Below are 22383 nucleotides of genomic sequence, written 5' to 3' on the forward strand. Positions count from 1 at the left end.
TCATCGGTAACTCCTGGCTTGTCGGCCGGAGTTGCTGCTCCGGGCCGTCTGAGATCAATCGGTCACCGGCCGCACAGCGGTGTGCGACCCGTGCCTCGAATCTAAGGACCGAGACCTGCCGCGCGAATCGGGAGAATTCCCCATCTTTCCCACTTCGATTGTTAACTGCTGGTTTCTAGATCGACAACGAGTGTTGCGTCGCCGGCCTGATGTGAAACATCGCCGAAACGCGCTTGCGCAACAATGCAACCCATCGAATGATCATCGTCGGGGGGTTACGGAGAGCGCATGAGATCGTCGACCACCGGGCCCTATCATGAGGCACTGGGGAGCGCGGCCGACCTCAACACGCGTGCCGACGAACTGCTGTGCGCGCTCGGTGAGCGCGTGTCGTCGTCGGCAAGCGCGATCAGTCTGTGGGATCCGGTCGCGGGCCGGCACCTGACCCTCGCCAATCACGACTATCCCGATTCAGTCATGAGCCATTTCAACAGCTGGTTCGTCTCGAACGACCCGCTGTTCAAAGAGATGGAGAGAACCCGCTCCGGCGCGTTGCGCTGGCGTGACTTCCCTGGGTACCGACGGACCCACTCGGTCACCAACGTGTTCACCCCGGCCGGATTCGACGAGGGACTGTCCGCCCGCCTGGTCACCGCACAAGGCACTTATGCCGGGACCTTGCACGTCAATTCCGACGACCGCCGCTACCCCCGCGACGTGGACGTCACCGAGATCAACGAGCTCCGCAGCAGTGTCGCGTCGCTTCTCGACACGACGATGCGTCCGGTGATGGTGGCTGACTTCCTCTCTCCAGGGAGCCCCGCGTGGCTCATCGACAGGTCGGGAAACTGCCGGGCCCTACACGATCAGCTCATACCAGATGTCGACCCCGAACTGCTCTCGATCGTCGCACGACTCGCCGGTACCGAGCGCAAGTTCCGATGGTGCGACCCCGGGGGAACCTGGCATCTGGTCCGGCTGCTCCCGGCGACGCCGCGATATCGGGCCGCCACCCCCGTGGCCCTGACCTTCGCCACGCCCGAGCCGCTCCCATTCGACCTCACCGGACGGGAGCTGGAGGTCCTCACCCTGGTGGCGAACGGTCTGACCTCGGCGCAGATCGCCGTTGCGCTCGTCATCAGCGCCAAAACAGTCGGCCGCCACATAGAGCATCTACTCGGCAAGACCGGGGTCGCCAACCGCGTCGGACTCGCAACGCTGGCGCATCAGCACGGTCTCCTCAGCGGACTCCAGATGCAACCTTGAATCGCCGGCGTGGTGTCGGAGGTACCCGGCCGGTCAGTCCGCGCGTGCCGCCGCGATGATCGCGGCGATGTCCTCGTCCCGCATCCCGAACCCGGCGAGGCGTCCGAGCGGTATCGACGCCATCATCCGTGCCATGTCGACGCCCAGGGCGTCGTCGGAGCTCGTCAGCGGGTTGTCCTCGAATCTGGACGCGAGCGCTTGCGCCGCAGCAGGATTCGCCAGGACCTCGCCGAGGGTCGAGTTCTCGTCGATCGCGAGGCGAACCTCGTCGCCCGCGATCTCGACGGTGGTGGTCAGCCGGATGTCCCGACTCGACGCGCCGACCTCGACGCCGTACCCACCCGGTTCGACGATCCAGCGGTCGACGCGGGTGTCCCAGTAGGCCAGGTCGTTGCGGTCGATTGCGATCGAGATGGTCTGCGACTCACCTGGTTCGAGGTCGCGGGTGGTCGCGAAGCCCGTCAGCTCGCGCGGCGGTCGTCCGACTCGTGAGTCCGGCTTCGACGTGTAGACCTGGACGATGTCACGTCCGGCCCGAGATCCGGTGTTGGTCACCGTCACCCCGACGACCACTCCGTCGACGCCCGGATCATCCGATGCGACGGACAGATCCGAGTACTCGAAGGTCGTGTAGGACAATCCGTGCCCGAACGGGTAGGCGACCTCGATGTCCCGGGCGTCGTACCAGCGGTAGCCGACGAAGATGCCCTCGCCGTAGCGGATGTGCGAGTTCTCGTTCGGGAAACTCAGATACGCCGGGGTGTCCTGCAACCTGACCGGCACGGTCTCGGTGAGCCGACCCGACGGGTTGACCGCCCCGAAGAGCACGTCGGCGATGGCCCCGCCCCCGGCCTGGCCGAGGAGCGCGCCGTCGAGGATTGCAGGGGCCGCGGCGATCGATCCGAGGCGGAGGACGCCTCCGTGAGCGAGCACGACGACCGTTCGCGGTTGCACCGCCAGGATCGCGGTCAGCAACTCGACCTGGTCCGCCGGCAGTTCGATGTCGTCGCGGTCGAAGCCCTCCGACTCCTGTGCGGCCGCCAGTCCCAGGAACAGCACGGCGGCATCGGCGTCCGTCGCTGCGGCGATCGCGCCCGCCGTATCCACCCGCAAGCCGTCGGTGCTGAAACCCGGGGCGTAGGTCACCGTGCCGCCGGCTGCCCGGATCTCGTTCTCCGGTACGTCGAGGCGCGTCGGGTTCACGTGCGAACTGCCGCCGCCCTGATAACGGGGGTCGTGCGCGAACGAGCCGATGACCGCGACGGAGCGTCCGGGGCTCAACGGGAGGAGATCGCCGTCGTTCTTGAGCAGGACGATGGACCGAGCCGCGGCCTCGCGCGCTAGGCGATGGTGGAGATCGAAGTCGACGACGGACCGGTTCGTCCGGCCCGCGGCGGCCCGCTCCGCGAGTTCCCGGACCGCCCGGGCCGACCGGTCCAGCGCCGCCTCGCAGAGGGTTCCGTTCCGGACCGCGTCCACGACCTGCGCGTCGGTGCAGTCTCCCGGGCCGGGCATCTCGAGATCCAGGCCGGCGGCGACCGCCCGAACGCGGTCGGCGACCGCACCCCAGTCGGAGACCACCACGCCGTCGTAGCCCCACTCACCCCGCAACAAGTCGGTGAGGAGCCACCGGTTCTCCGCCGCGTACGTGCCGTTGATGCGGTTGTAGGAGCACATCACGGTCCACGGGTTCGCCGTGCGGATGATGTGCGCGAAGGCGCGGAGGTAGATCTCCCGCGTCGGGCGCGGGTCGACATCCGAACTCGACCGCATCCGGTCGTCCTCGGCGTTGTTCAGCGCGAAGTGTTTGAGCGACGTGCCGACCCCGATGCTCTGTACGCCGCTCACCCACGCCGCGCCGAGCCGGCCCGTGACGAACGGATCCTCGGAGAAGTACTCGAAGTTGCGGCCGCACCGGGGATCTCGCTTGATGTTCACGCCCGGGCCGAGCAGTACGTCGACGTCGAGACCGCGTGCCTCGCGGCCGAGCGCTTCGCCGACACGACGGATCAGCTCGGTGTCCCAACTCTGGCCGAGTCCGACCGCGGGCGGGAAGCAGGTGGCGGGTTCGCTGCCGGCGAGGCCGAGGTGGTCGGTGGCGCCGGTCTGTTTCCGGACCCCGTGCGGACCGTCGGTGAGTGTCAGCGCGGGAACGGAACCGACCGATTTGGTGGTCCAGAAATCGGCGCCGCTGCCCAGCGCGGCCTTCTCGGTCAAGCTGAATTCACTCACTCCAAGACACTACCGACGATCGTCGGGCGATCAGCTGGCTCCCGGGCAGTACACGGTGTAGTCCCACTCCGTGTTCCGGTCCGGCCCGGTCACGCGCACCACGACCGAGGTGTCGCCACCGGGTGGCACGGTGACCCGGACACTGCCGGTTCCCTGGTTGATGTCGTCTCCGACGTAACCGGTGTTGTAGATCTGCCGGCCACCGTAGAACACGCGGATCTCGTCCGGGATGTCGTAGGTGTCGTAGTTCAGCGTGAAGCTCGTCGGGCCTCGCAGGCCGAGGATGTGCCGGGTCTCGGTGACTCCGTAGCCGCCGGACTTGGTCTCGGAGTTGCACCGCTGGGTCGACGGCGGAGCCTGATTGCCCCCGAGACTCCCGAAATAGTCGAGGCCGCCCAGACCGTATTCCTCGAGACTGCCCCCGTCGACGCTTCCGCCGTCGAGGCTCCCGGACTCGAATGGCGCGGCATCGGCGATCGCGGCCGGGACGACCGCAGCGGTCGCCGTCGCGGCCAGGATGAGGGCAGCTCGAACGAAAGTGGTTGTGCGCATCGATTTCTCCGGCAGTCGAGTCGTTTCGGGGGTGGTTCCGACGCTAACGCGACCTGCCATCCGCGGATATCCCCTCATCGGGTGAAAGCACGACGACCAGATGACACCCGTGCGGGTGACACCTCGCTGCCACAGCGTCTCGGGCGGCCAGCCCCTACGTCAGATATCGGTCCCGGAGCGCCTTCTGGTCGGCGGCACCCAGACCCAACGCCTCGCCGAAGTAACCCTCGATTCCGCCGTACCGCTTGTCCACCTCGTCGAACGCGGCGTCGAGATAGCCGGAGTCGACGCCCAGCACGCCGACGAGGAGCTCGGGATCGCCCCCGGCGGCGGCGAACCCGTCGAAGATGGGTGTGAGCGACGGGATCAGACGTTCATTGGTGAGCAGGTAGTCGCGGTAGACGTCGTCCTTCGGCACCCCGAACAGTGTCAGCAGAGATGCTGCGGCCCAACCTGTTCGGTCCTTGCCGGTGGTGCAGTGCATGAGGGCCGGCGTCGAGCCGTCGATCAGTCCACGAAACAACTGCGTGTACGACGCCGTCGCACTGGGCAGGGTGATCATCTCGCGATAGGTCCCACAGATCATCTCGCGCGCCTTGCCGCCGGACAGCATTTCATCGGCCTGCGCGACGACGGCGGGGTCGGCGAGGACAGCACCGATGTTGGCGGGAATCGACATCTGCGCATCGGCGAGGACATCGAGTGCGATGTTCGACGCGCCGGGCAGGACGGGGTCGGGGATGGCCTCGCTCTCGTGCGCCGATCTCAGGTCGTAGACGGTCTTCAGACCGAGTGACTCGAGCGCGGAGACGTCGGCGGTGTCGAGCGCGGAGAAATCCGTCGACCGGTACAGGACACCGGATCGGACCGTCTGCCCGTCCCCGGTCCGCCAGCCGCCGAGATCGCGGAGGTTGGGCAGGCTGGAGATGGGGCTGGGCGCACCGGGGGTCGCAGTCACGGTCACATCGTGACAGATTGTGCGGCGGTCAGTCGGTGAGCGCGCTTTCGAGCATCGGCCACGACTTCACGAGCTGGTCCTGCCAGTAGGGCCAGGCGTGCGTCCCCGGTGCGTAGTCGACGGTCGCGGGGATGCCGAGTTGCTTGAGTCGACGATCGAGATTGAGCGTGCACTGGTGGGTGGCGGCCTCGATGGCGCCGCCGACCGCGATCTGGTCGATGTAGATCGTGGTCTTCCCGTCGATTCCCTGGCCATGCAACTGGTCGTGCGGTCCGGGGACCCCCGTGCCGGTACTGATGTAGATCGCCTTGCCGCGCAGCTTGTAGGTGTTGACGACCGGGTCGTGCGCCCGCCACCCCGGGGAGCCGACCGGACCCCAGATGTTGGCGATGTCGCCACCGCCGCGTCCTTCGACGACCGCGCGGATGGCGAGTCGGCCGAGATTCGTACTCGTCTCGGCACAACCGCTGTAGGAGGCGACCGCGCGGTAGAGCTGAGGTGCGGCTTCGGCAAGACTCAACGACGACGTTCCCGCCATGGAGATCCCCGCGATCGCGTTTACGCCGGTGGTGTTCAGCTCCCGATCGATGAGCGGCGGTAATTCGCTGGTCAGAAACGTTGTCCATTTGTTTCGCCCCAGCACCGGGTCGACTTTCACCCAGTCGGTGTAATAGCTGTACGCGCCGCGCATCGGCACGACGACATTCACATTCTTGTCGGCGACGAAATCGACGATGTCGGTTTGCTCGAACCAGTGTCCGGTGCCCTCGCCGCCACCCGCGCCATTCAGCAGATACAGCGTCGGTCGGGGCACCGAGCGGTCGGCGGGCACGAGAACCCGGACCGGTACGTGACGTTTCATGGACGGCGAATACACCGACAGGTCCAGGACCCGGCCATCGGCGACAGCGCGGGCCAGCGCCTTCGCCCGGGACGACGAATCTCCCGGCTCGGCGCCGGCGAACGACGGAACCGCAAGCGCGACAACGAGTACAACGATCGAGACCGTTGTGGCGACCAGGCGTCGGCGGAACTGACCACCCACTGCGGACATCACAGTCCCTTCACATCACTACATGCTCACATCGCTACCGCGCCGCCGTCTCGACAACGGAATTCACACACGCAGATATCGATCCGAATACGTTTCACCATACGCACCGGAGACGGCCCCGTCCGGATTACCACGGCCGGGGCCATCGCTGTTCACCTCGCGATTGCGCACACCATGGTCATTATTGGAGGCGATTTCACGATGACTGATCCCGGCCGGTCGAGGCGTCGTGCTCCTGAACAGCTGATCTCGTGCGAGTGCGCCGGCCGTGATCGTCTCTGCCGTCGAAAAACGACCGGCCACTTCGAAAGGCGCAGGGAACGCATTCACCGACCACCCGGTGCCAGATTCGGCCGATCGGACTAAAGCCGGACCGCCTCTGATCGCACCGAAACCGGAAACATCATGCGTGGATTCTGGAGCAGCGCCGGCGGGGCGACGGCCGACCGCTCGAGGGTGCCAGTCCAGCGGACCCGACGCCGATGCGGGGTGAGCGCCCTGCCCCGGCGGGAGAACTCGTACTCGCCGATCAACGTCCCCAGGGGCAGCACGTCCGGATCGGTGGGGTCGACGACGGCGACCTCGTCCCCCACCCGCAGATCGGAGACGAACGACGCGAGCACGCGGAGGTCCTTGCCCGGCCGCCGCCCGGGGCTACGCTCCTTCAGCAAGGCGCGCAGGCCGGCCTCGGTGCCCATCGAGGCGTCGGCGTCGATGCCGGATTCGACGCCCAATCCGACGATCTGCCGCTGTCGGAACTGTGCGTACTGTTCGTCGGATCCGGCCCGGATGATCCACACGGTGCGGGTCGGTTCGTCCAGATCGTGCGCGTCGGTGGCCGGCGGCTCCGGCCAGAAGTACGGCATCTCGTCGTCGAGGTCGACGTCGTCGAACACGGAGCCGTAGAAGTCCGGCGCCTTGCGGAGCAGCGCCGAACGGTGACTGCGATGGAGTCGGTCGTCGCCGAGCCACGCGGGCATCAGACCCTGCGCGGTCAGCTCGGCTTGGGACGCACCCACCACCTCGGGCGCGAACTCGGCGATCATCGGAGCAGTGGTGTCCGCACGACCGCCGCTGGTCCACACGTCGACGAAAGCGAGCCCATAGGCGACCAGCGCCGGAGTGTGCCCACGCCACATCGTGACCGCGGGATGGCTGGCCCAGCCGTAATCGAAGAGTTCGAGCGCCCGCAGGATCTGCAGCGTCTCCACGCGCTGCTTACCGAGGCGCGCGGGGTCCAGGACCTCGGCAGCGCGTCGAAAGTCCGGGTAGGGCAGGAACGTCTGCATGGCGCTCGCATACCCACTTCGGACGGGCGCTCACACCCGGCGGAGCCGCGCGGCGCCGAACTCAGAGTTGTCAGCTGCTACCGAAGATCGGCGATCCCGGCCCCGGCGTCACACCCGGACCGGCTCAACCAGCGGCGGGTGCGATCTACTGCCGCGCAGCGTCAGCCGAAGCCTGCGGGTGACCTCGAAGAGGTGATCGACGCGCGGACTTCGGGGCTCAGTCGGATGCGGAGTCCGACGCGTCGGTCCCGACCTCGGGCACCGCACACACGCCGTCGACGCAGACCGCCGCGTCGTCGTCGCCGATCATCTCGAAGGGCACCACCGGGTCAGACACGATCGGGCTCCTCGGCGCGGACCTTGTCGAGGGCCTGCGCGAAGGTTTCCGGCGCCTGGGCTCCGGAGATGCCGTACTTGCCGTTGATCACGAAGAAGGGAACCCCGCTGATCCCGTATGCACGGGCTTGGTCGATGTCGGCTTCGACGGCCGCGGCGTACTCGCCCGACTCGAGCGCGGCCAGCACGGCGTCGCGATCGAGACCGACATCGGCCGCCAGATCGGCGAGTTCGTCGGCGCGGCCGACGTGGCGCCCCTGCTCGAAGTACGCCTGGAACAGACGCTCGGCCAGATCCGCCTGTCGGCCATGCGCTTTCGCGAAGTGCAGGGCCTCATGCGCTTTCAGGGTCTTGGTGTGCTGCAGCCGGTCGAAGTCGTAGTCGAGACCGACCTCGGCGGCGATCCCGCGGACCTGGTCGAGCATCCCCCGGACCTGATCGGCCGGCATGCCCTTGTGCCGGACGAGGAAGTCGACCTCTGAACCGTCGAAGTCGACCGGCGTATCCGGTGCGAGCTCGAAGCTGTGGTAGGTCACTTCGACGTCGTCGCGTCCGTCGAACTCGGCGAGGCCCGCCTCGAACTTGCGTTTGCCGATGTAGCACCAGGGGCAGGCGATGTCGGACCAGATGTCGACGGTGATGGGAGCGCTCATTGCCCTCTCAACACCTCGCGGATCGAGAACGTTCCCGGAGTGCGTCAGACCCGATCAGCCGCCCCAGGCGCGTCGAGCAGGTCGTCGAGATGCGTTCGCGACCAGTCGCACAGGCCGTGGACCGTCGAGACGAGGTCGCGGCCGGCGTCCGTCAGGGTGTAGTCCACCCGCGGATTCGCGCTGCGATGGTCGTGCCGATGGATCAGGCCGTGCGCCTCGAGATCGCGCAGCGTCTGGGTGAGCACCTTGTCGCTGATCGTCCCGATCGATCGCTTCAACTCACGAAACCGGCGGGGTCGCTGCCGGATCTCCTCGAGGACGGTCAGACCCCATTTCGTCGACACGACGGTGAACACCGACCGCGCGAGGTGCCGGGCGCGCTCTTCGGCCTCGGACGACGGCGCGGCGTCCCCGCTCACCTCGAAGTGCGTACTGCCGCTCATCCGCCTGCGCTCCTAGCGTGGGGTCGATGCGAGTGCTGAAGACCTACGCCAGGATATTCGTCGCCGACCTCGACGAGTCGCTTCCGCTGTACGAGACGATCGTCGGTGCATCGGCCGATCTCCGATTCGCTTTCGAGAGGGCCGAACTCGCCGCCGTCGGCGACTTCCTCCTCATCGCGGGAGCCGACGACGACGTCGAGGCCTACCGGTCGACCGTCGGACCGGTCATCGTCGACGATCTCGACGCCTTGATCTCGCAGGTCAGCGGCGGAGCCGCCGCCGAGGTCATCGGCGAATCCGAGAGCGCGACTGGACGATTCGCCTACCTTCGCCATCCCGACGGTGCGGTCCTCGAGTATGTCCAGTGGTCGCAGGAAGTCGCCGAAGCCGTGCTCGGAACGCCGAAGGCCGGCCACCCGCTTGGGTGACCGGCCTTCGGTTGGTGCTGCGTGAGTGGACGCAGGGATCTGATCAGGAGATCAGAAGCCCATCCCGCCCATCTCGTCGCCACCCGGCATGGCCGGTGCGGCGTTCTTCTCGGGCTTGTCGGCGACGACGGCCTCGGTGGTGAGGAACAGAGCCGCGATCGAGGCTGCGTTCTGCAGCGCCGAGCGGGTGACCTTCACCGGGTCGTTGATGCCGGCCTTGAGCAGGTCCTCGTACACACCGGTGGCGGCGTTGAGGCCGGTGCCGGTGGGCGAGTTGAGGACCTTGTCGGCGACGACGCCCGGCTCGAGGCCGGCGTTGATCGCGATCTGCTTGGCCGGAGCCGACAGGGCGACCTTGACGATGTTGGCGCCGGTGGCCTCGTCACCCTCGAGCGAGAGTGCGTCGATGGCCGGCTCCGACTGCAGCAGGGCCACGCCACCGCCGGCGACGATGCCCTCTTCGACGGCAGCCTTCGCGTTGCGGACGGCGTCCTCGATGCGGTGCTTGCGCTCCTTGAGCTCGACCTCGGTGGCCGCGCCCGCCTTGATGACCGCAACACCGCCGGCCAGCTTGGCCAGACGCTCCTGCAGCTTCTCACGGTCGTAGTCGGAGTCGCTGTTCTCGATCTCGCCGCGGATCTGGGCGACACGACCGGCGATGGCGTCGGGATCGCCCGCGCCCTCGACGATGGTGGTCTCGTCCTTGGTCACGACGACCTTGCGAGCGGTACCGAGCAGCTCGATGCCCGCGCCCTCGAGCGAGAGGCCGACCTCTTCGCTGATGACCTCGCCACCGGTGAGGATGGCGATGTCGGCCAGCATGGCCTTGCGGCGGTCACCGAAGCCCGGGGCCTTGACGGCGACGGACTTGAAGGTGCCCTTGAGCTTGTTGACGACGAGGGTCGAGAGAGCTTCGCCCTCGACGTCCTCGGCGATGATCAGCAGCGGCTTGCCGGCCTGGATGACCTTCTCCAGCAGCGGCAGCAGGTCCTTGATGGTCGAGACCTTGCCCGAGACCAGCAGGATGTACGGGTCGTCGAGGACGGCTTCCTGGCGGTCGGCGTCGGTGACGAAGTAACCCGAGATGTAGCCCTTGTCGAAGCGCATGCCCTCGGTGAGCTCGAGCTGCAGGCCGAAGGTGTTGGACTCCTCGACCGTGATGACGCCTTCCTTGCCGACCTTGTCCATCGCCTCGGCGATGAGCTCGCCGATCGAGGCGTCGCCGGCCGAGATACCGGCGGTGGCAGCGATCTGCTCCTTGGTCTCGACCTCCTTGGCGCTCTTCAGCAGCGACTCGGTGACGGCCTCGACGGCCTTCTCGATGCCGCGCTTCAGACCCAGCGGGTTGGCGCCGGCGGCGACGTTGCGCAGACCCTCACGGACGAGAGCCTGGGCGAGAACGGTGGCGGTGGTGGTGCCGTCGCCCGCGACATCGTCGGTCTTCTTGGCGACTTCCTTGACCAGCTCGGCGCCGATCTTCTCGTACGGGTCCTCCAGCTCGATCTCCTTGGCGATGGACACACCATCGTTGGTGATCGTGGGGGCGCCCCACTTCTTCTCCAGGACGACGTTGCGACCCTTGGGTCCCAACGTCACCTTGACGGCGTCGGCAAGGCTGTTGAGGCCCCGCTCGAGGCCGCGACGGGCCTCTTCGTCGAACGCAATTTGCTTGGCCATGGGTAAGTGATCCTCCGAAGGGGGTGACACTAGGTTCGTATGGCCGGAACTCGGTGCCCGCGACGGACGACCGGTGTGTCATTCGGTACCGGCCTCACCGTCCCGACCTGGCACTCACAGCTCGCGAGTGCCAACCTCGTTTTTAGCACTCGACCAGTGCGAGTGCAAGGCTGGATCAGGTGTCCCGGTCGGCTGCGTGGTCGGCCGCCGCGACGCTGACTACGTTGAGGACATGTCACTCGCCTCCAGGGAGTTCAGGTTCGGGGTCAACATGCTCGCGGCCGACACCGCGTCGTCGTGGCAGACGCGTGCCCGATCGGTCGAGGAACTCGGCTACGACGTCCTGCTCGTCCCCGACCACCTGGGCATCCCGAGCCCGTGGCCGGCACTGGCCGTCGCGGCCACCGCGACGCAACGCCTGCGCGTCGGCCCGTTCGTCCTCAACGCCGCGTTCACCAACCCCGCGCTGCTCGCCCGGGACGCCGCCACCGTCGACCGGTTGTCCGACGGCCGCGTGGAACTCGGACTGGGCACCGGCTACGCCCGGGAGGAGTTCGACGCAGCGGGGATCGAATACCGGTCCGCGGGCCGGCGCGTCGATCACCTGTCGGCGACCGCCGCCCGCGTGACAGAGCTGCTCGCCGACGAGGATCATCAGCCCCGACCCGTGCAGCCGAGGATTCCGCTCCTGCTCGCCGGCAACGGCGACCGCGTGCTGACGATGGCCGCCGAACACGCCGACATCGTCGGGTTCACCGCGGCCCGAACGGGACCCGACGGCGATCTGGAACCGCTGTCCGCCGGCGATTTCGACGAACGGGTGGGCTTCGCACGCGCCGCGGCCGGGGACCGCGCCGTCGAGGTGGAGTGGAACCTCCTGCTACAGATCGTCACCGTGACCGATGATCCGACGGCGGTGGCCGACGAGCTCATCGCGAATCACGAACTGTCGATGAGCGCTCAGGAGTTCCTGGGCCTGCCGTCGGTGCTCATCGGATCGGTCTCCGACATCGCCGCCCGCCTCGTCGACCTCCGGGAGCGGACCGGGATCAGCTATCTCACCGTGCTCGAACCCGCGCTCGAGGGTTTCGCCCCGGTGATCGCGGAGCTGCACGCCGTCGACGCCGGAGGGCGGTGAGGCGGTCACGGTCATTCGCACCCCCGACGACCGACGTCCCGCAAGCCGCCGGTCGACTAGGGTCTACAACCGTGGAATTCCTGCTGATCATCATCGTGGCGCTGCTGGCGATCATCGCGGTGGTCGTCATCTTCAACTTCCTGGGCAATCGGCGGGCCCGGCAGGCCGAGCAGGACGCCCTGCGTGAGCGGACCTATCGCCCCGGCGATCCTTTCTCGTCTGCTGACGACGACTCCGTCTACGGCGACCCCCGCGATCTCAAACCCGGCGACCTCGTCGAACTGCGCGGTCAGACCTACGCGGTCCGGGGCACCCTGCGCCTGACGCAGGACGGCTACACCTGGACCGAGAACTTCCTCGACACCGGTGTCGGGTCCAAGGCCTGGGTCTCGGTCGAGGACGATCCCGACCTCGAGGTCGTGCTGTGGCACGAGGTACCCGGTGCCGCCGTCACCCCCGGCCCCGACACCGTGGAGCTCGAGGGGCGTCGATACCAGTCGGAGGAGGCGGGCTCGGCGCGTTTCACCTCCGCGGGGACCACCGGCGTCGCGACCTCGGGCCGGATGGCCTATCACGACTACCAGGCCGGCGACGACCGTCTGTCCTTCGAGGACTACGGCAGCGGCTGGGAATGCGCCCGCGGCGAACTGTTGTCCCGCGCGGACTACCGCATCTACCCCACCAACCCGGCTCCGGAAACACCCTGACGGCGGCCCCGACGCCCGCCCATCCACACGACGCCCTGAGCACGGAGACCCCACACCGCATGACCGAGAATTCCGAACATCCCGGCGACCCCGCCGCGCAACTCGCGGTGGCCTACGCCGACACCAGCGCGAGCCAGCTCGGCTTCTCGCTGAGCGCACCCTTGCAGGAGCCCCTGGCACAAGAGGATCGCGAGATCGACGGCATCAGGGTGTCGGTGCGGCTGCTCGGCGCGAGCCATCAGGTACTCGTCGAGGACGGGGTGCAGCGGATCTGCGAGACCGTCGCCTGCCTGCCGGAGGTGACCTCGGCACTGCCGGAGAGTTTCCAGGAGAGCGGTTACTACTTCAGTTCCCGTGTCGAACATGTCAATCCCGACCAGCTCGCCGCACTCGTCGAACAGCTGAGCGTTCGCGTCACCGAACAGCTGGCCACCGGACATCCGTGCGTGATGGGTCGCTTCCCGGGGGAGCCGCACGCCGTCACCGCGATCGTGTCGGAGTCCACCGATGACTCCATCAGCTGGCGCACCTGGCACACCTATCCCGAGGCCGCCGAGGTCGTGATCACCTCCAGCAGGATCGACCGCGGTCCGGTGGCCCGCCCATGACCGGGCAACCACCGCCCGGCGGCCCACCGGACCCGCGCCGCCGTCTGAACAAGACCCGCAACATCATCATCGGCGTGATCGTCGTGCTCACCATCTTCGCGCTGATCGGTGCTTGCACCGCGCGAGTTGCCCGTGGCGGCGGCATCGGGGGGTCGGCGCGCGACTACATCACGCAGAACTACGAGCGCGACACCTCCCTCGACGAGGGCGACGTCGACGCCTATGTCGCCAACGGGACCCCGGAGCAGGTGGCGGCCGAGATCCGCGACGCCGAACGTCCCAGCGACCAGCGGAGCGGCGCCACCGGCACGGGCAACATCGCCGGCACGCAGTTCCTCCAATACCCCGACTACCTCGTCGGCCTGTTCCCGCTGGCGGCCGGCGCCACCCGGGTGATGCTCAGCCGGGATTACCGGTCGGGGTATCACCACTACCACCCCTACGTCGGCGCGTTCTGGGTCCCGACCCCCCGCTACGCGGGTAGCGGCAGCGGAAACCGCGGCGGCGGGAGCGGTGGTGGCGGTAAATGATCGTCGTCCGTCCGGCACGTGCCATCGAATTCGTCCGACCAATCAACGGAGAAGACCATGCTCGCTGATATCGCTGAGAACGCCTACGCTGCAGGCGCTTACGCCGGTGTCGGCGTGATCCTGATGATCATCTCGTTCGGCATCCTCGACCTGCTCACGCCCGGGAAGCTCCGTTCGCAGCTGTGGACGGACCGCAACCGCAACGCCGGCATCCTGGTGGGTTCCAACATGCTCGCCGTCGCCGTGATCGTCACCGCCGCCATCGTCGCGAGCGAGGGACGACTGCTCGAGGGGCTCACCTACACCGCGGTGTACTCGGCGATCGGCCTGGTCGTGATGGCGGTGACCTTCCTCGTCATCGACCTGCTGACCCCCGGCAATCTCGGCGAGTTGCTGGTCCACCCGGAGAGCCACCCGGCGGTGTGGGTGCAGGGCGTCGCACACATCGGGGTGTCGATCATCGTGGCCGCCTCCATCCTGTGACCGGGTTCCCGCACTCCCCCGCTTGTCCGTGACCGGTCACGACTCCGCTGCCGCCGACGCCGAACCGGTGACGACCGAACCCGTTCCGGACGCGCTGGCGATGCGACCGCGATTCGCCCGCGCCGGACTGCTGGCCGTCGTCTTCGTCTGCGCCGCCTGCGGGTTGGTGTACGAGCTCGCGCTGGTCTCGCTCGGCTCGTTCCTGATCGGCAACACCGCGACGCAGGCGTCGATCGTCCTCGCGGTCATGGTCTTCGCGATGGGCATCGGGTCACTCGCCGCGAAACCGCTCCAGCCACAATCGGTCACGGCCTTCGCGGTCATCGAACTGCTGCTCGCCCTCATCGGCGGACTGTCGGTGATGGCGCTCTACGCGGCGTTCGCCTACCTGGAGTTGTACACGCCCGCCCTCGTCCTGGTGGCCTTCGTGCTCGGCATCCTGATCGGTGCCGAGATCCCGCTGCTGATGGTTCTGCTGCAACGGATTCGACGCCAGGAGGCGGGTTCGGCGGTCGCCGACATGTTCGCGGTCGACTACATCGGCGCCCTCATCGGCGGCCTGTGCTTCCCGTTCCTGTTGCTGCCGTTCTTCGGCCAATTGCGGGGTGCTCTGGTGGTCGGGCTGGTCAACGCCGCGGCCGGCTGCTTCCTCGTCTTCGTCATCTTCCGCAAGTCGTTGTCGCGCACCCAGATGGGTGTCCTCTCCGCGTCGGCCGTCGCCGTCGTCGCCGTCCTGATCGCCGGCATGCTGCTGTCCGGCCGCTTCGAGATCACCGCACGCCAAGCGCTGTACCGCGATCCCATCGTCGCCGCCGAACGTAGTGCGTACCAGGACATCGTCATCACCGAGAACCGTTTCGGCGCAACGGCCGACACCCGCCTGTACCTGAACGGCGACCTGCAGTTCTCCTCGGTCGACGAGCATCGCTACCACGAGACGCTGGTGCATCCGGCGATGTCCGGGAACCACGACTCCGTGCTGATCCTCGGCGGCGGTGACGGACTCGCGCTCCGCGAGGTGCTCACCTACCCCGACGCCCGCGACGTCACGCTCGTCGAACTCGACCCGGAGATGATCCGACTCGCCCGGACCGACGAGCGTCTCACCACCTTGAACCGGGGATCGATGACCGACCCCCGAGCCGAGGTGATCGCCGCCGACGCCTTCTCCTGGCTGCGCGGCACCGACCGCCGGTTCGACGTCATCATCGTCGACATGCCCGACCCCGACGACTCGGCCACCGCGAAGCTGTACTCCACCGAGTTCTACGCGATGGTCCGGGCGCATCTCGCCGAGGCGGGCCGCACCGTGGTCCAGGCCGGGTCCCCGTACTTCGCGCCGAAGTCGTTCTGGTGCGTGGCCTCGACCATGCGCGCGGCCGGACTGGACCCGACCCCGTACCACGTCGACGTACCGGCCTTCGGCGACTGGGGATTCCACCTGGCCGGCGCCGGGGGCAGGGTGACCCCGACCGTGGCGGCACCCGGACCCCTCCGGTTCCTCAGTCCTGAACAGTTGGCAGCAGCAACGGTTTTCCCACTGGATCGGCAGCGACTGGATCTGCCGCCGTCGACCCTCATGGACCCGCGTATTCTCCGGTACGCACAGGGCGAGTGGGCGACCTACTGACGCCGGAACGTCTCCACGCGCAGATACTCCAGGTGATCCCACAGGTCGCGCTCACGATCGGGGTCACGACTGTCCGCGGATGACTCCGACACCCGTCCGCGATCGATGTAGGCACCGGTGTCCGCCTGCGGTACAACGAGAATCGTTTCGGCGAGGCGTCGACCGGCCGTCGGCACCCGATCGAACGGGCCGACCAGGGTCAGACCCGGCAGGACCCATCTGTTCGCGAGACGCTGCGGTGCGCTCGCCGCCCGGGCCAGGTCCGTACCGGGCACGTAACCCGGTACGAGACGATCTCGACGCCGTCGGGGAGCCGGCGTGCCCACTCGTGGACGAGATGGATGGCCGCCAGTTTGCTGGTCGAGTACGCGGTGCGGCCGGCGGCCGGACTCGAACGCCCGAACGCACCCGGGCGGGACATGCGTGCCGGGCTCGTCCACCGCGGCGCGGGTACCATCCCGAGGTTGTGCCGGAGATCGCCGAAGTGCGTGTCGCTCACCGTGATGGTGATCCGGGAGCCACGGGTCAGATGTCGGACGAGCTCACCGATCAGCAGGTGGTTCGCGAGTACGTTGACCGCGAAGGTCGCCTCCAGTCCGTCGGCGGTGACGTGCTCGTCGTCGAGGTACTGGATGCCCGCGTTGCCCGCCAGCCCGCGCAGCGGCGGCAACGTCGCGTCGTCGAGCATCTGCCGGATCTCCGCCGCCGCCCTCATCGTCCCGGCGGTGTCGGCGAGATCGGTGTCGACGGCGATGACGCGCCCGGCGCCCTCGCCGAAGCCGTCGACGAATCCCGCGGGTCCGCCGCCGCGAGCGAGTACCACGAGATGACATGACCGGTCCGTCGACACGATGGACCGGGCGGCGACCAGACCGAGCCCGCGGGTGGCTCCCGTCATGACCAGCGTCCAGTCCGGATTCGGGGTGAGTGGTCGAGTCATAGCGGCTCCCGCCGTTTGAGTTGACGTTGTCAACACAAGAAGACGCCATTCGGTTGACGATGTCAACTGTAGGGTCGGGTGATGACCACGAGAGCGGAGAGCGCGGCACACACCAGGCAGGCACTACTGGCCGCGGCGTCGGCACTTCTCGACCACGGCGGGCCGGAGGCGGTGACCCTACGCGAAGTCGGCAGTGGCGCCGGGGTTTCCCGCTCGGCCGCCTACCGCCACTTCATCGGGAAAGAGGAGTTGCTGGCGGCCCTCGCCACCGACGCATGGGCGGTCGTCGCGGACGGTCTCGACGCCATCGCCGCCGACCCGAAACCGTCGCCCGAGGATGCCGTCCGATCGGCCCTGCACGCGCTGTCCGACCTCGGCGTGCACCGGCCACACCTGTACCGGCTCATGTTCGCAACCCCGGCAGGCGCGCCGGCGATCCCCGCAGCGGCACGCGCTCAGGACGGCCTGGTGTCCCTCGTGAGTCGCATCGTCGGTGCCGATGCCGCGCGACACCACGCAGCGCTGCTCTTCGCGGCGGCCCACGGCCTCACCGACCTCGACACCCACGGCCATCTGCCGCCCGACAAGTGGCACGCCGACCGGCACACCCTCATCGACCTCGCCGTGTCGTCGTTGCCGCACACCACGGACGCCGATCGGGGCATCGATGTCTAGCGGCGTGACCATCGCTCTCGTTCTCCTCGGCGTGCTCGCGTGCGTCGGCGCAGTCGCGCTGATCCGCACCCGTCGCGTCGTGCGGACCCCGGCCGAGCGGGCAGTTCATCTGGCCCTGCACACCGCTTCGCTCGCCGCCCGCTCACTGCGCACCGGACTGTCGGCGGAGTCGGCTCGCGAAGCACTGCCGCACCTGCACACCCTGACCGGCGCCGAAGCGGTCGCACTGTACGACGGCGAACCGAGCCGCCTGGCCCACGAGCCGGACGGCGAGGCCATCTGGGACGTCGAGATGCTCGGTCACGCCGACCGTGCGGCGTCGTCCGCGCTGGGTGACCTCCGGCGCGTCCTGCTCACCGACCCCAGCGGCGCCGAGTCGCCCGTGCGCGCGCTGGTGGCCCAGCCGCTCCTCGCCGACGACGTCGGAGTCGGGGTCCTCGTGGTCGCCACCACGCGACGCCCCGGACCCGGGATGCTCGGCGCCATCGCCGAAGTCGCGCGGTACGCGTCGAGCCAGATCGAACTCGCCGACCTCGACGCCTCTCGCGCACGGCTCAACCGCGCCGAGGTCCTCGCCCTGCGCGCGCAGATCAGTCCGCACTTCATCTACAACGCGCTCAACACCATCGCCTCGTTCGTGCGGACCGACCCCGACCGGGCGCGCGATCTCGTCCTCGACTTCGCCGACTTCACCCGGTACTCCTTCCGGGCCGCCGGCGAATACACCGTGCTGGCCGACGAGCTACGGAACATCGACCGCTACCTCACCCTCGAACGCGCCCGTTTCGGCAATGCCCTGGACGTCAAACTGCATGTCGCACCGGAGGTCCTGAACGTCGTCGTGCCGTTCCTCGCGTTGCAGCCGCTCGTCGAGAACGCCGTCCGGCACGGCCTGGCGTCGAAGGGCGGCGGGACCATCACCATCGTCGCGGCCGACGAGGGCACCGACTGTGTCATCACGGTCGAGGACGACGGCGTGGGCATGGAACCGGAGCTCCTGCGCAGCGGCGCTCTCGACGCCCTCGACCACAGCGAGGGTGCCCACGTTGGCCTGACCAACGTCGACCACCGGCTCCGCGCCGCGTTCGGCAACGACTACGGACTCGTCGTCGAGACGGCGGTCGGCGCCGGCACCAAGGTGGGGATGCGTGTCCCGAAGTTCCGCGCGGGCATCCGGGCGTGAAACGCAACGCCCGAGTTCCGGCGGTGCCCGAACTCCCAGGCGGTAAACTGCGGGCTGTCGTCGAGGCGGGAGGTGTTCCATGACCGCACTGGTCGTACTCGCGGTCGACGACGAACCACCAGCTCTCGACGAGCTCGGCTACCTGTTGAACCGGCAGGACGACGTCGCCGAGGTCCGCTCCGCGTCCGACGCCACCGGCGCCCTGCGCGAACTCAACGAGCACCGCATCGACGCGATCTTCCTCGACATCAACATGCCCGGCCTGTCGGGACTCGAACTCGCCGGCGTCCTCGCGAAATACGCCTCGCCCCCGGCGATCGTGTTCGTCACCGCCCACGACGACCGGGCCGTCGACGCCTTCGAGGTCGGAGCGGTCGACTACCTGCTCAAACCCCTACGCGAACAACGTCTCACCCAGGCGGTCGACCGGGTCCGCGCGAGCCTCGACAGTCGAGAGCGTGCACCCGAGCCCGCGCAACCGACCGTTCGACCGGAGCGCCGCGCCGCATCGGACGAGGTCATCCCGGTGGAGATGAGCGGCGTGACCTCGCTCGTCCGGCGCGATTCGATCTCCTGGGTCGAGGCCGTCGGCGACTACGCCCGACTGCACGCCGACTCGGGCGCACATCTCGTCCGCATCCCGTTGTCGACGCTCGAATCCCGCTGGCAGGAAACCGGATTCGCCCGGGTACACCGGTCCTACCTCGTCGCGCTGCCGATGGTCACCGGATTGCGGACGGTCGGCGGCGGCACGGTGGTGTGTGTCCGCGCGAACGGCGCATCCGAGGCCGTCGAGCTGCCCGTGAGCCGCCGACAGGTCCGCGAACTCAAGGATCGTCTCATTCGGGACCCGCTCCGCCAGTACCGTTCCCCCACCGCACGGGACGATGGCTGAGCACCCGCCCCAGCGCGAACGGGTGGTGCTCGCCTCCCGCCGCGGGGCGCGAATGGTCCGCACCCGCGTCGAGGTCCAGGAACAGACCGAGGTCGGCGACGCGCTCGTCCGCGGTCTCATGCGCGCCCAACTCGGTCTCGGCCTCCGGCTCGGGGGTGCCCTGCTCACCGTTGCTGCCGCCATACCCGTTGCCGCCTGGGCGTTTCCGGGGATCGCCGACGCCGACGTCTTCGGGATTCGACTCATCTGGCTGATGCTGGGAGTACTCGCCTTCCCACTCCTGTATCTGACCGGACGGCTCTACGTCCATCTCGCCGAGCAGGCCGAACGCGACTTCATGGGCCTCGTGGATGACGATCTGTCCGACGCGCCCGAACCGGGTCCGCCGTGACGACCGACGTCCACGTCCTCACCGCGATCGGCCTGTTCGCCGCGGCCATCGCCACGATCGCGGTCGGCGCGTGGGGTGGGCGCTTCTCACGGACCACGTCGGACTTCCTGGTGGCGTCCCGGTCGGTCGGCTCACGCTGGAACGCCGCCGCGGTGTCCGGTGAATACCTGTCGGCAGCATCGTTTCTCGGCGTGGCGGGCCTCATCGCGAAGTACGGCGCCGACGCACTCTGGTACCCCGTCGGGTTCACCGCCGGCTACCTGGGCCTGTTGCTGTTCGTGGCCGCGCCCCTGCGTCGTTCCGGGGCCTACACGGTGCCCGACTTCGCCGAGTTCCGCCTCGCCTCGCCGGCGGCACGGAAGACCGCGATGCTCGTCGTGGTCGTCGTCTGCGTGCTGTACCTGATCCCGCAGTTCCAGGGCGCTGGACTCACCCTCAACATCCTTCTCGGCGCACCGGTGTGGGCAGGCGTGGTCGGCGTCGGACTGATCGTGATCGTGAACGTGGTGGGCGGCGGCATGCGGTCGATCACCTTCGTGCAGGCCTTCCAGTACTGGCTCAAGCTGACCGCGATCGCGGTTCCCGCGCTCGTCCTGATCGGCGTCTTCGCCCAGGACCCCACGCCCGTCGGCGAACCCGCGCCGCCGCGCATCACCACCGCGACGACCGTCGACGTGACCACCGACGTCTCGGTCACCGTCGCCGAGACCACCGGCGTGCGGGTCACGGGGACGCTGGACGGGGTCGTCGTCGACGACGCGCCGGTGGACACCACCGGACCCCACGTCATCTCCGCGGGCTCGACGATCTTCCTCGACGCCGGTGCGGCCACCCCGGTCGTCGCGGGCGCGCCGGCACAGAACGCGGACTGGATCGCCCCCGGCGGGGGCTTCGGCGGCAGTCACCCGCTGTACCAGGTGCTGTCGCTCATCATCGCGATGTTCCTCGGCGTGATGGGTCTGCCCCACGTGCTGGTGCGCTTCTACACCAACCCCGACGGGCGATCGGCGCGGCGAACCGCGCTGGCCGTCATCGCACTGCTGTCGTTGTTCTACCTGTTCCCCATCCTGCTGGGGGTGTTCGCACGGCTCTATGTCCCCGAACTGCTGATCACCGGCACCGCCGACGCCGCGGTCCTGTTGCTGCCGAGCGCGGCGGTCGGCGGGATCGCCGGTCAGATCCTGGCCGCGCTCGTCGCCGCCGGGGCGATCGCCGCCTTCCTCGCCACGTCGTCGGGACTGCTGGTGTCGGTCGCCGGGGCGCTCGCCACCGACCTGCTGCGCGGCCGGGTGCGCGACTTCCGGGTGGCCGCGGTCATCGGCGGACTGATCCCGATCGGCTTGTCGCTGGCCGCCGCGTCCCTGGAACTGTCCCGGACCGTCGGGTTGGTGTTCGCCGTCGCCGCGTCGACGCTGTGCCCGCTGCTGGTCCTCGGGATCTGGTGGCGTGGACTCACGGCCGTCGGCGCGATCGCCGGACTCGTCGTCGGCGGCGCGTCGTCGGGGTCGGCGACGATGCTGGCGATCGCCGGGGTCGTCGACGACGACGTGCTGGGCGGGTGGCTTGCGGTCGTGATCGGCTACCCGGCCGCCGTGACGGTCCCACTCGCGTTCGGCACGATGGTGCTGGTCAGCAAGGCAACCCGGGGACGGGTACCCGTCGACCTCGCACGGACCTTTGCCCGGATGCACGTCCCGGAACGAGTCGGGATGGGGCTCGATCGCACCCCGGGACGGGCCCCGGACGAGCGGACGACCTGACCGTTCGGACAGGTGACCGTTCGCCGTTCGTCGGATCTCACCGACCGTCCGGCGCACGGACGGCGGGTTTCGGCGTGTGACCCAGGCCACCCGATTGTCTGTGATCTGCACCTCATCCAGGCTGAGTTCCGTAGAGCCATCACACATGTGGCCACGTCACCCTGGGAGGAAACGTGTCGACCGTCGACCAACCACCACCGGCGCCACACGCGCCGACCGGCGAAAAGTTCATCGAGATGCAGGCCAGTCCGGAGTTCCAGGAGCTGCGGCGGACGCTGCGGAAGTTCGTCTTCCCGCTGACCGCGTTCTTCCTGATCTGGTACGCCCTCTACGTGCTGCTCGGCGCCTTCGCCCATGACTTCATGGCGACCCAGGTCTGGGGCAACATCAACCTCGGCCTGATCCTCGGTCTGTTGCAGTTCGTCAGCACCTTCGTCATCACCGGCATGTACGTACGCTTCGCCAATCGCAATCTCGACCCGAAGGCCGAGGCGATCCGCAACGAGATGGAAGGCGGGCCCGCACTGTGAACACCACTGCCGTACCCACCACCGA

23 protein-coding genes are annotated in these 22383 nt (G+C 68.2%); 14 read left to right on the forward strand and 9 right to left on the reverse strand.

Annotated elements, in window-relative coordinates:
• The first annotated feature begins 288 nt into the window (after positions 1-288).
• Positions 289-1266, forward strand: a complete 978-nt coding sequence (locus B1818_RS00945; RefSeq protein ID WP_058251311.1) for a LuxR C-terminal-related transcriptional regulator — start codon at positions 289-291, stop codon at positions 1264-1266.
• A gap of 33 nt (positions 1267-1299) precedes the next feature.
• Here B1818_RS00945 and B1818_RS00950 read toward each other — a convergent pair whose 3' ends face one another.
• The 7 genes from B1818_RS00950 to B1818_RS00980 all read right to left on the reverse strand — a co-directional run bounded on the left by B1818_RS00950 (position 1300) and on the right by B1818_RS00980 (position 8783).
• Positions 1300-3498 (reverse strand): glycoside hydrolase family 3 C-terminal domain-containing protein, encoded by a 2199-nt coding sequence (locus tag B1818_RS00950; RefSeq protein WP_078111716.1) that lies wholly within the window; start codon positions 3496-3498, stop codon positions 1300-1302.
• A 30-nt stretch (positions 3499-3528) separates the two neighbouring features.
• Positions 3529-4050, reverse strand: coding sequence for a hypothetical protein (locus tag B1818_RS00955; protein WP_078111717.1), 522 nt, complete (start codon positions 4048-4050; stop codon positions 3529-3531).
• A 154-nt stretch (positions 4051-4204) separates the two neighbouring features.
• Positions 4205-5008 (reverse strand): tyrosine-protein phosphatase, encoded by an 804-nt coding sequence (locus tag B1818_RS00960; protein WP_176455862.1) that lies wholly within the window; start codon positions 5006-5008, stop codon positions 4205-4207.
• Positions 5009-5036: 28 nt separating this feature from the next.
• Positions 5037-6062: an alpha/beta hydrolase family protein gene (locus B1818_RS00965; RefSeq protein ID WP_078111719.1), complete on the reverse strand. Its 1026-nt coding sequence runs from the start codon at positions 6060-6062 to the stop codon at positions 5037-5039.
• Between the two features lie 362 nt (positions 6063-6424).
• Positions 6425-7351: an MSMEG_6728 family protein gene (locus B1818_RS00970; protein WP_078111720.1), complete on the reverse strand. Its 927-nt coding sequence runs from the start codon at positions 7349-7351 to the stop codon at positions 6425-6427.
• A 329-nt stretch (positions 7352-7680) separates the two neighbouring features.
• Positions 7681-8340 (reverse strand): DsbA family protein, encoded by a 660-nt coding sequence (locus B1818_RS00975; RefSeq protein ID WP_058251316.1) that lies wholly within the window; start codon positions 8338-8340, stop codon positions 7681-7683.
• Between the two features lie 44 nt (positions 8341-8384).
• Complete coding sequence (locus B1818_RS00980; RefSeq protein ID WP_078111721.1) at positions 8385-8783, reverse strand: helix-turn-helix domain-containing protein; 399 nt, start codon at positions 8781-8783, stop codon at positions 8385-8387.
• 26 nt (positions 8784-8809) lie between these two features.
• On the opposite strand from B1818_RS00980, the gene B1818_RS00985 reads away from it, so the two are divergent.
• Positions 8810-9211, forward strand: a complete 402-nt coding sequence (locus tag B1818_RS00985) for a VOC family protein (RefSeq protein WP_078111722.1) — start codon at positions 8810-8812, stop codon at positions 9209-9211.
• Positions 9212-9262: 51 nt separating this feature from the next.
• Here the strand turns inward: B1818_RS00985 and groL are convergent, their stop codons facing one another.
• On the reverse strand, positions 9263-10888 hold the full coding sequence (gene groL / locus B1818_RS00990; protein ID WP_058251318.1) for a chaperonin GroEL: 1626 nt from the start codon (positions 10886-10888) through the stop codon (positions 9263-9265).
• Between the two features lie 232 nt (positions 10889-11120).
• Here groL and B1818_RS00995 point away from each other — a divergent pair, with 232 nt between their 5' ends.
• From B1818_RS00995 to B1818_RS01020, 6 genes are all read left to right on the forward strand, one after another.
• Positions 11121-12026, forward strand: a complete 906-nt coding sequence (locus tag B1818_RS00995) for a TIGR03621 family F420-dependent LLM class oxidoreductase (protein WP_058251426.1) — start codon at positions 11121-11123, stop codon at positions 12024-12026.
• A gap of 71 nt (positions 12027-12097) precedes the next feature.
• On the forward strand, positions 12098-12733 hold the full coding sequence (locus B1818_RS01000) for a DUF4178 domain-containing protein (protein ID WP_058251319.1): 636 nt from the start codon (positions 12098-12100) through the stop codon (positions 12731-12733).
• A gap of 59 nt (positions 12734-12792) precedes the next feature.
• Complete coding sequence (locus tag B1818_RS01005) at positions 12793-13341, forward strand: DUF2617 family protein (RefSeq protein ID WP_058251320.1); 549 nt, start codon at positions 12793-12795, stop codon at positions 13339-13341.
• Positions 13338-13871: a DUF4247 domain-containing protein gene (locus B1818_RS01010; protein WP_058251321.1), complete on the forward strand. Its 534-nt coding sequence runs from the start codon at positions 13338-13340 to the stop codon at positions 13869-13871. Before B1818_RS01005 ends, B1818_RS01010 begins: the two co-directional genes overlap by 4 nt.
• 57 nt (positions 13872-13928) lie before the next feature.
• Positions 13929-14354, forward strand: coding sequence for a DUF350 domain-containing protein (locus B1818_RS01015; RefSeq protein ID WP_058251322.1), 426 nt, complete (start codon positions 13929-13931; stop codon positions 14352-14354).
• Between the two features lie 100 nt (positions 14355-14454).
• Positions 14455-15984 carry a polyamine aminopropyltransferase gene (locus B1818_RS01020; RefSeq protein WP_058251427.1) on the forward strand — a complete coding sequence of 510 codons (1530 nt, stop codon included), beginning with the start codon at positions 14455-14457 and terminating at the stop codon, positions 15982-15984.
• A gap of 199 nt (positions 15985-16183) precedes the next feature.
• Here the strand turns inward: B1818_RS01020 and B1818_RS01025 are convergent, their stop codons facing one another.
• Positions 16184-16924, reverse strand: a complete 741-nt coding sequence (locus B1818_RS01025) for an SDR family NAD(P)-dependent oxidoreductase (protein WP_247451216.1) — start codon at positions 16922-16924, stop codon at positions 16184-16186.
• An 81-nt stretch (positions 16925-17005) separates the two neighbouring features.
• Between B1818_RS01025 and B1818_RS01030 the strand changes: the two genes are divergently transcribed.
• The 6 genes from B1818_RS01030 to B1818_RS01055 all read left to right on the forward strand — a co-directional run bounded on the left by B1818_RS01030 (position 17006) and on the right by B1818_RS01055 (position 22358).
• Positions 17006-17599 carry a TetR/AcrR family transcriptional regulator gene (locus B1818_RS01030; protein WP_058251324.1) on the forward strand — a complete coding sequence of 198 codons (594 nt, stop codon included), beginning with the start codon at positions 17006-17008 and terminating at the stop codon, positions 17597-17599.
• Complete coding sequence (locus tag B1818_RS01035) at positions 17592-18782, forward strand: sensor histidine kinase (protein WP_078111723.1); 1191 nt, start codon at positions 17592-17594, stop codon at positions 18780-18782. Before B1818_RS01030 ends, B1818_RS01035 begins: the two co-directional genes overlap by 8 nt.
• A gap of 79 nt (positions 18783-18861) precedes the next feature.
• Positions 18862-19677: a LytTR family DNA-binding domain-containing protein gene (locus B1818_RS01040; protein ID WP_065630124.1), complete on the forward strand. Its 816-nt coding sequence runs from the start codon at positions 18862-18864 to the stop codon at positions 19675-19677.
• The gene (locus B1818_RS01045; RefSeq protein ID WP_058251327.1) at positions 19670-20068 is read left to right on the forward strand and encodes a hypothetical protein; all 399 of its coding nucleotides are present in this window, start codon (positions 19670-19672) and stop codon (positions 20066-20068) included. The genes B1818_RS01040 and B1818_RS01045 overlap by 8 nt, the downstream gene beginning before the upstream one ends.
• Positions 20065-21828, forward strand: coding sequence for a cation acetate symporter (locus tag B1818_RS01050; RefSeq protein WP_078111724.1), 1764 nt, complete (start codon positions 20065-20067; stop codon positions 21826-21828). The genes B1818_RS01045 and B1818_RS01050 overlap by 4 nt, the downstream gene beginning before the upstream one ends.
• Before the next feature lie 173 nt (positions 21829-22001).
• Complete coding sequence (locus B1818_RS01055; protein ID WP_068970521.1) at positions 22002-22358, forward strand: DUF485 domain-containing protein; 357 nt, start codon at positions 22002-22004, stop codon at positions 22356-22358.
• The last annotated feature ends 25 nt before the right edge of the window (positions 22359-22383 follow it).

The organism is Gordonia sp. IITR100, assembly GCF_002009645.1.
In the GTDB taxonomy this organism is placed as follows: Bacteria; Actinomycetota; Actinomycetes; order Mycobacteriales; family Mycobacteriaceae; genus Gordonia; species Gordonia hongkongensis.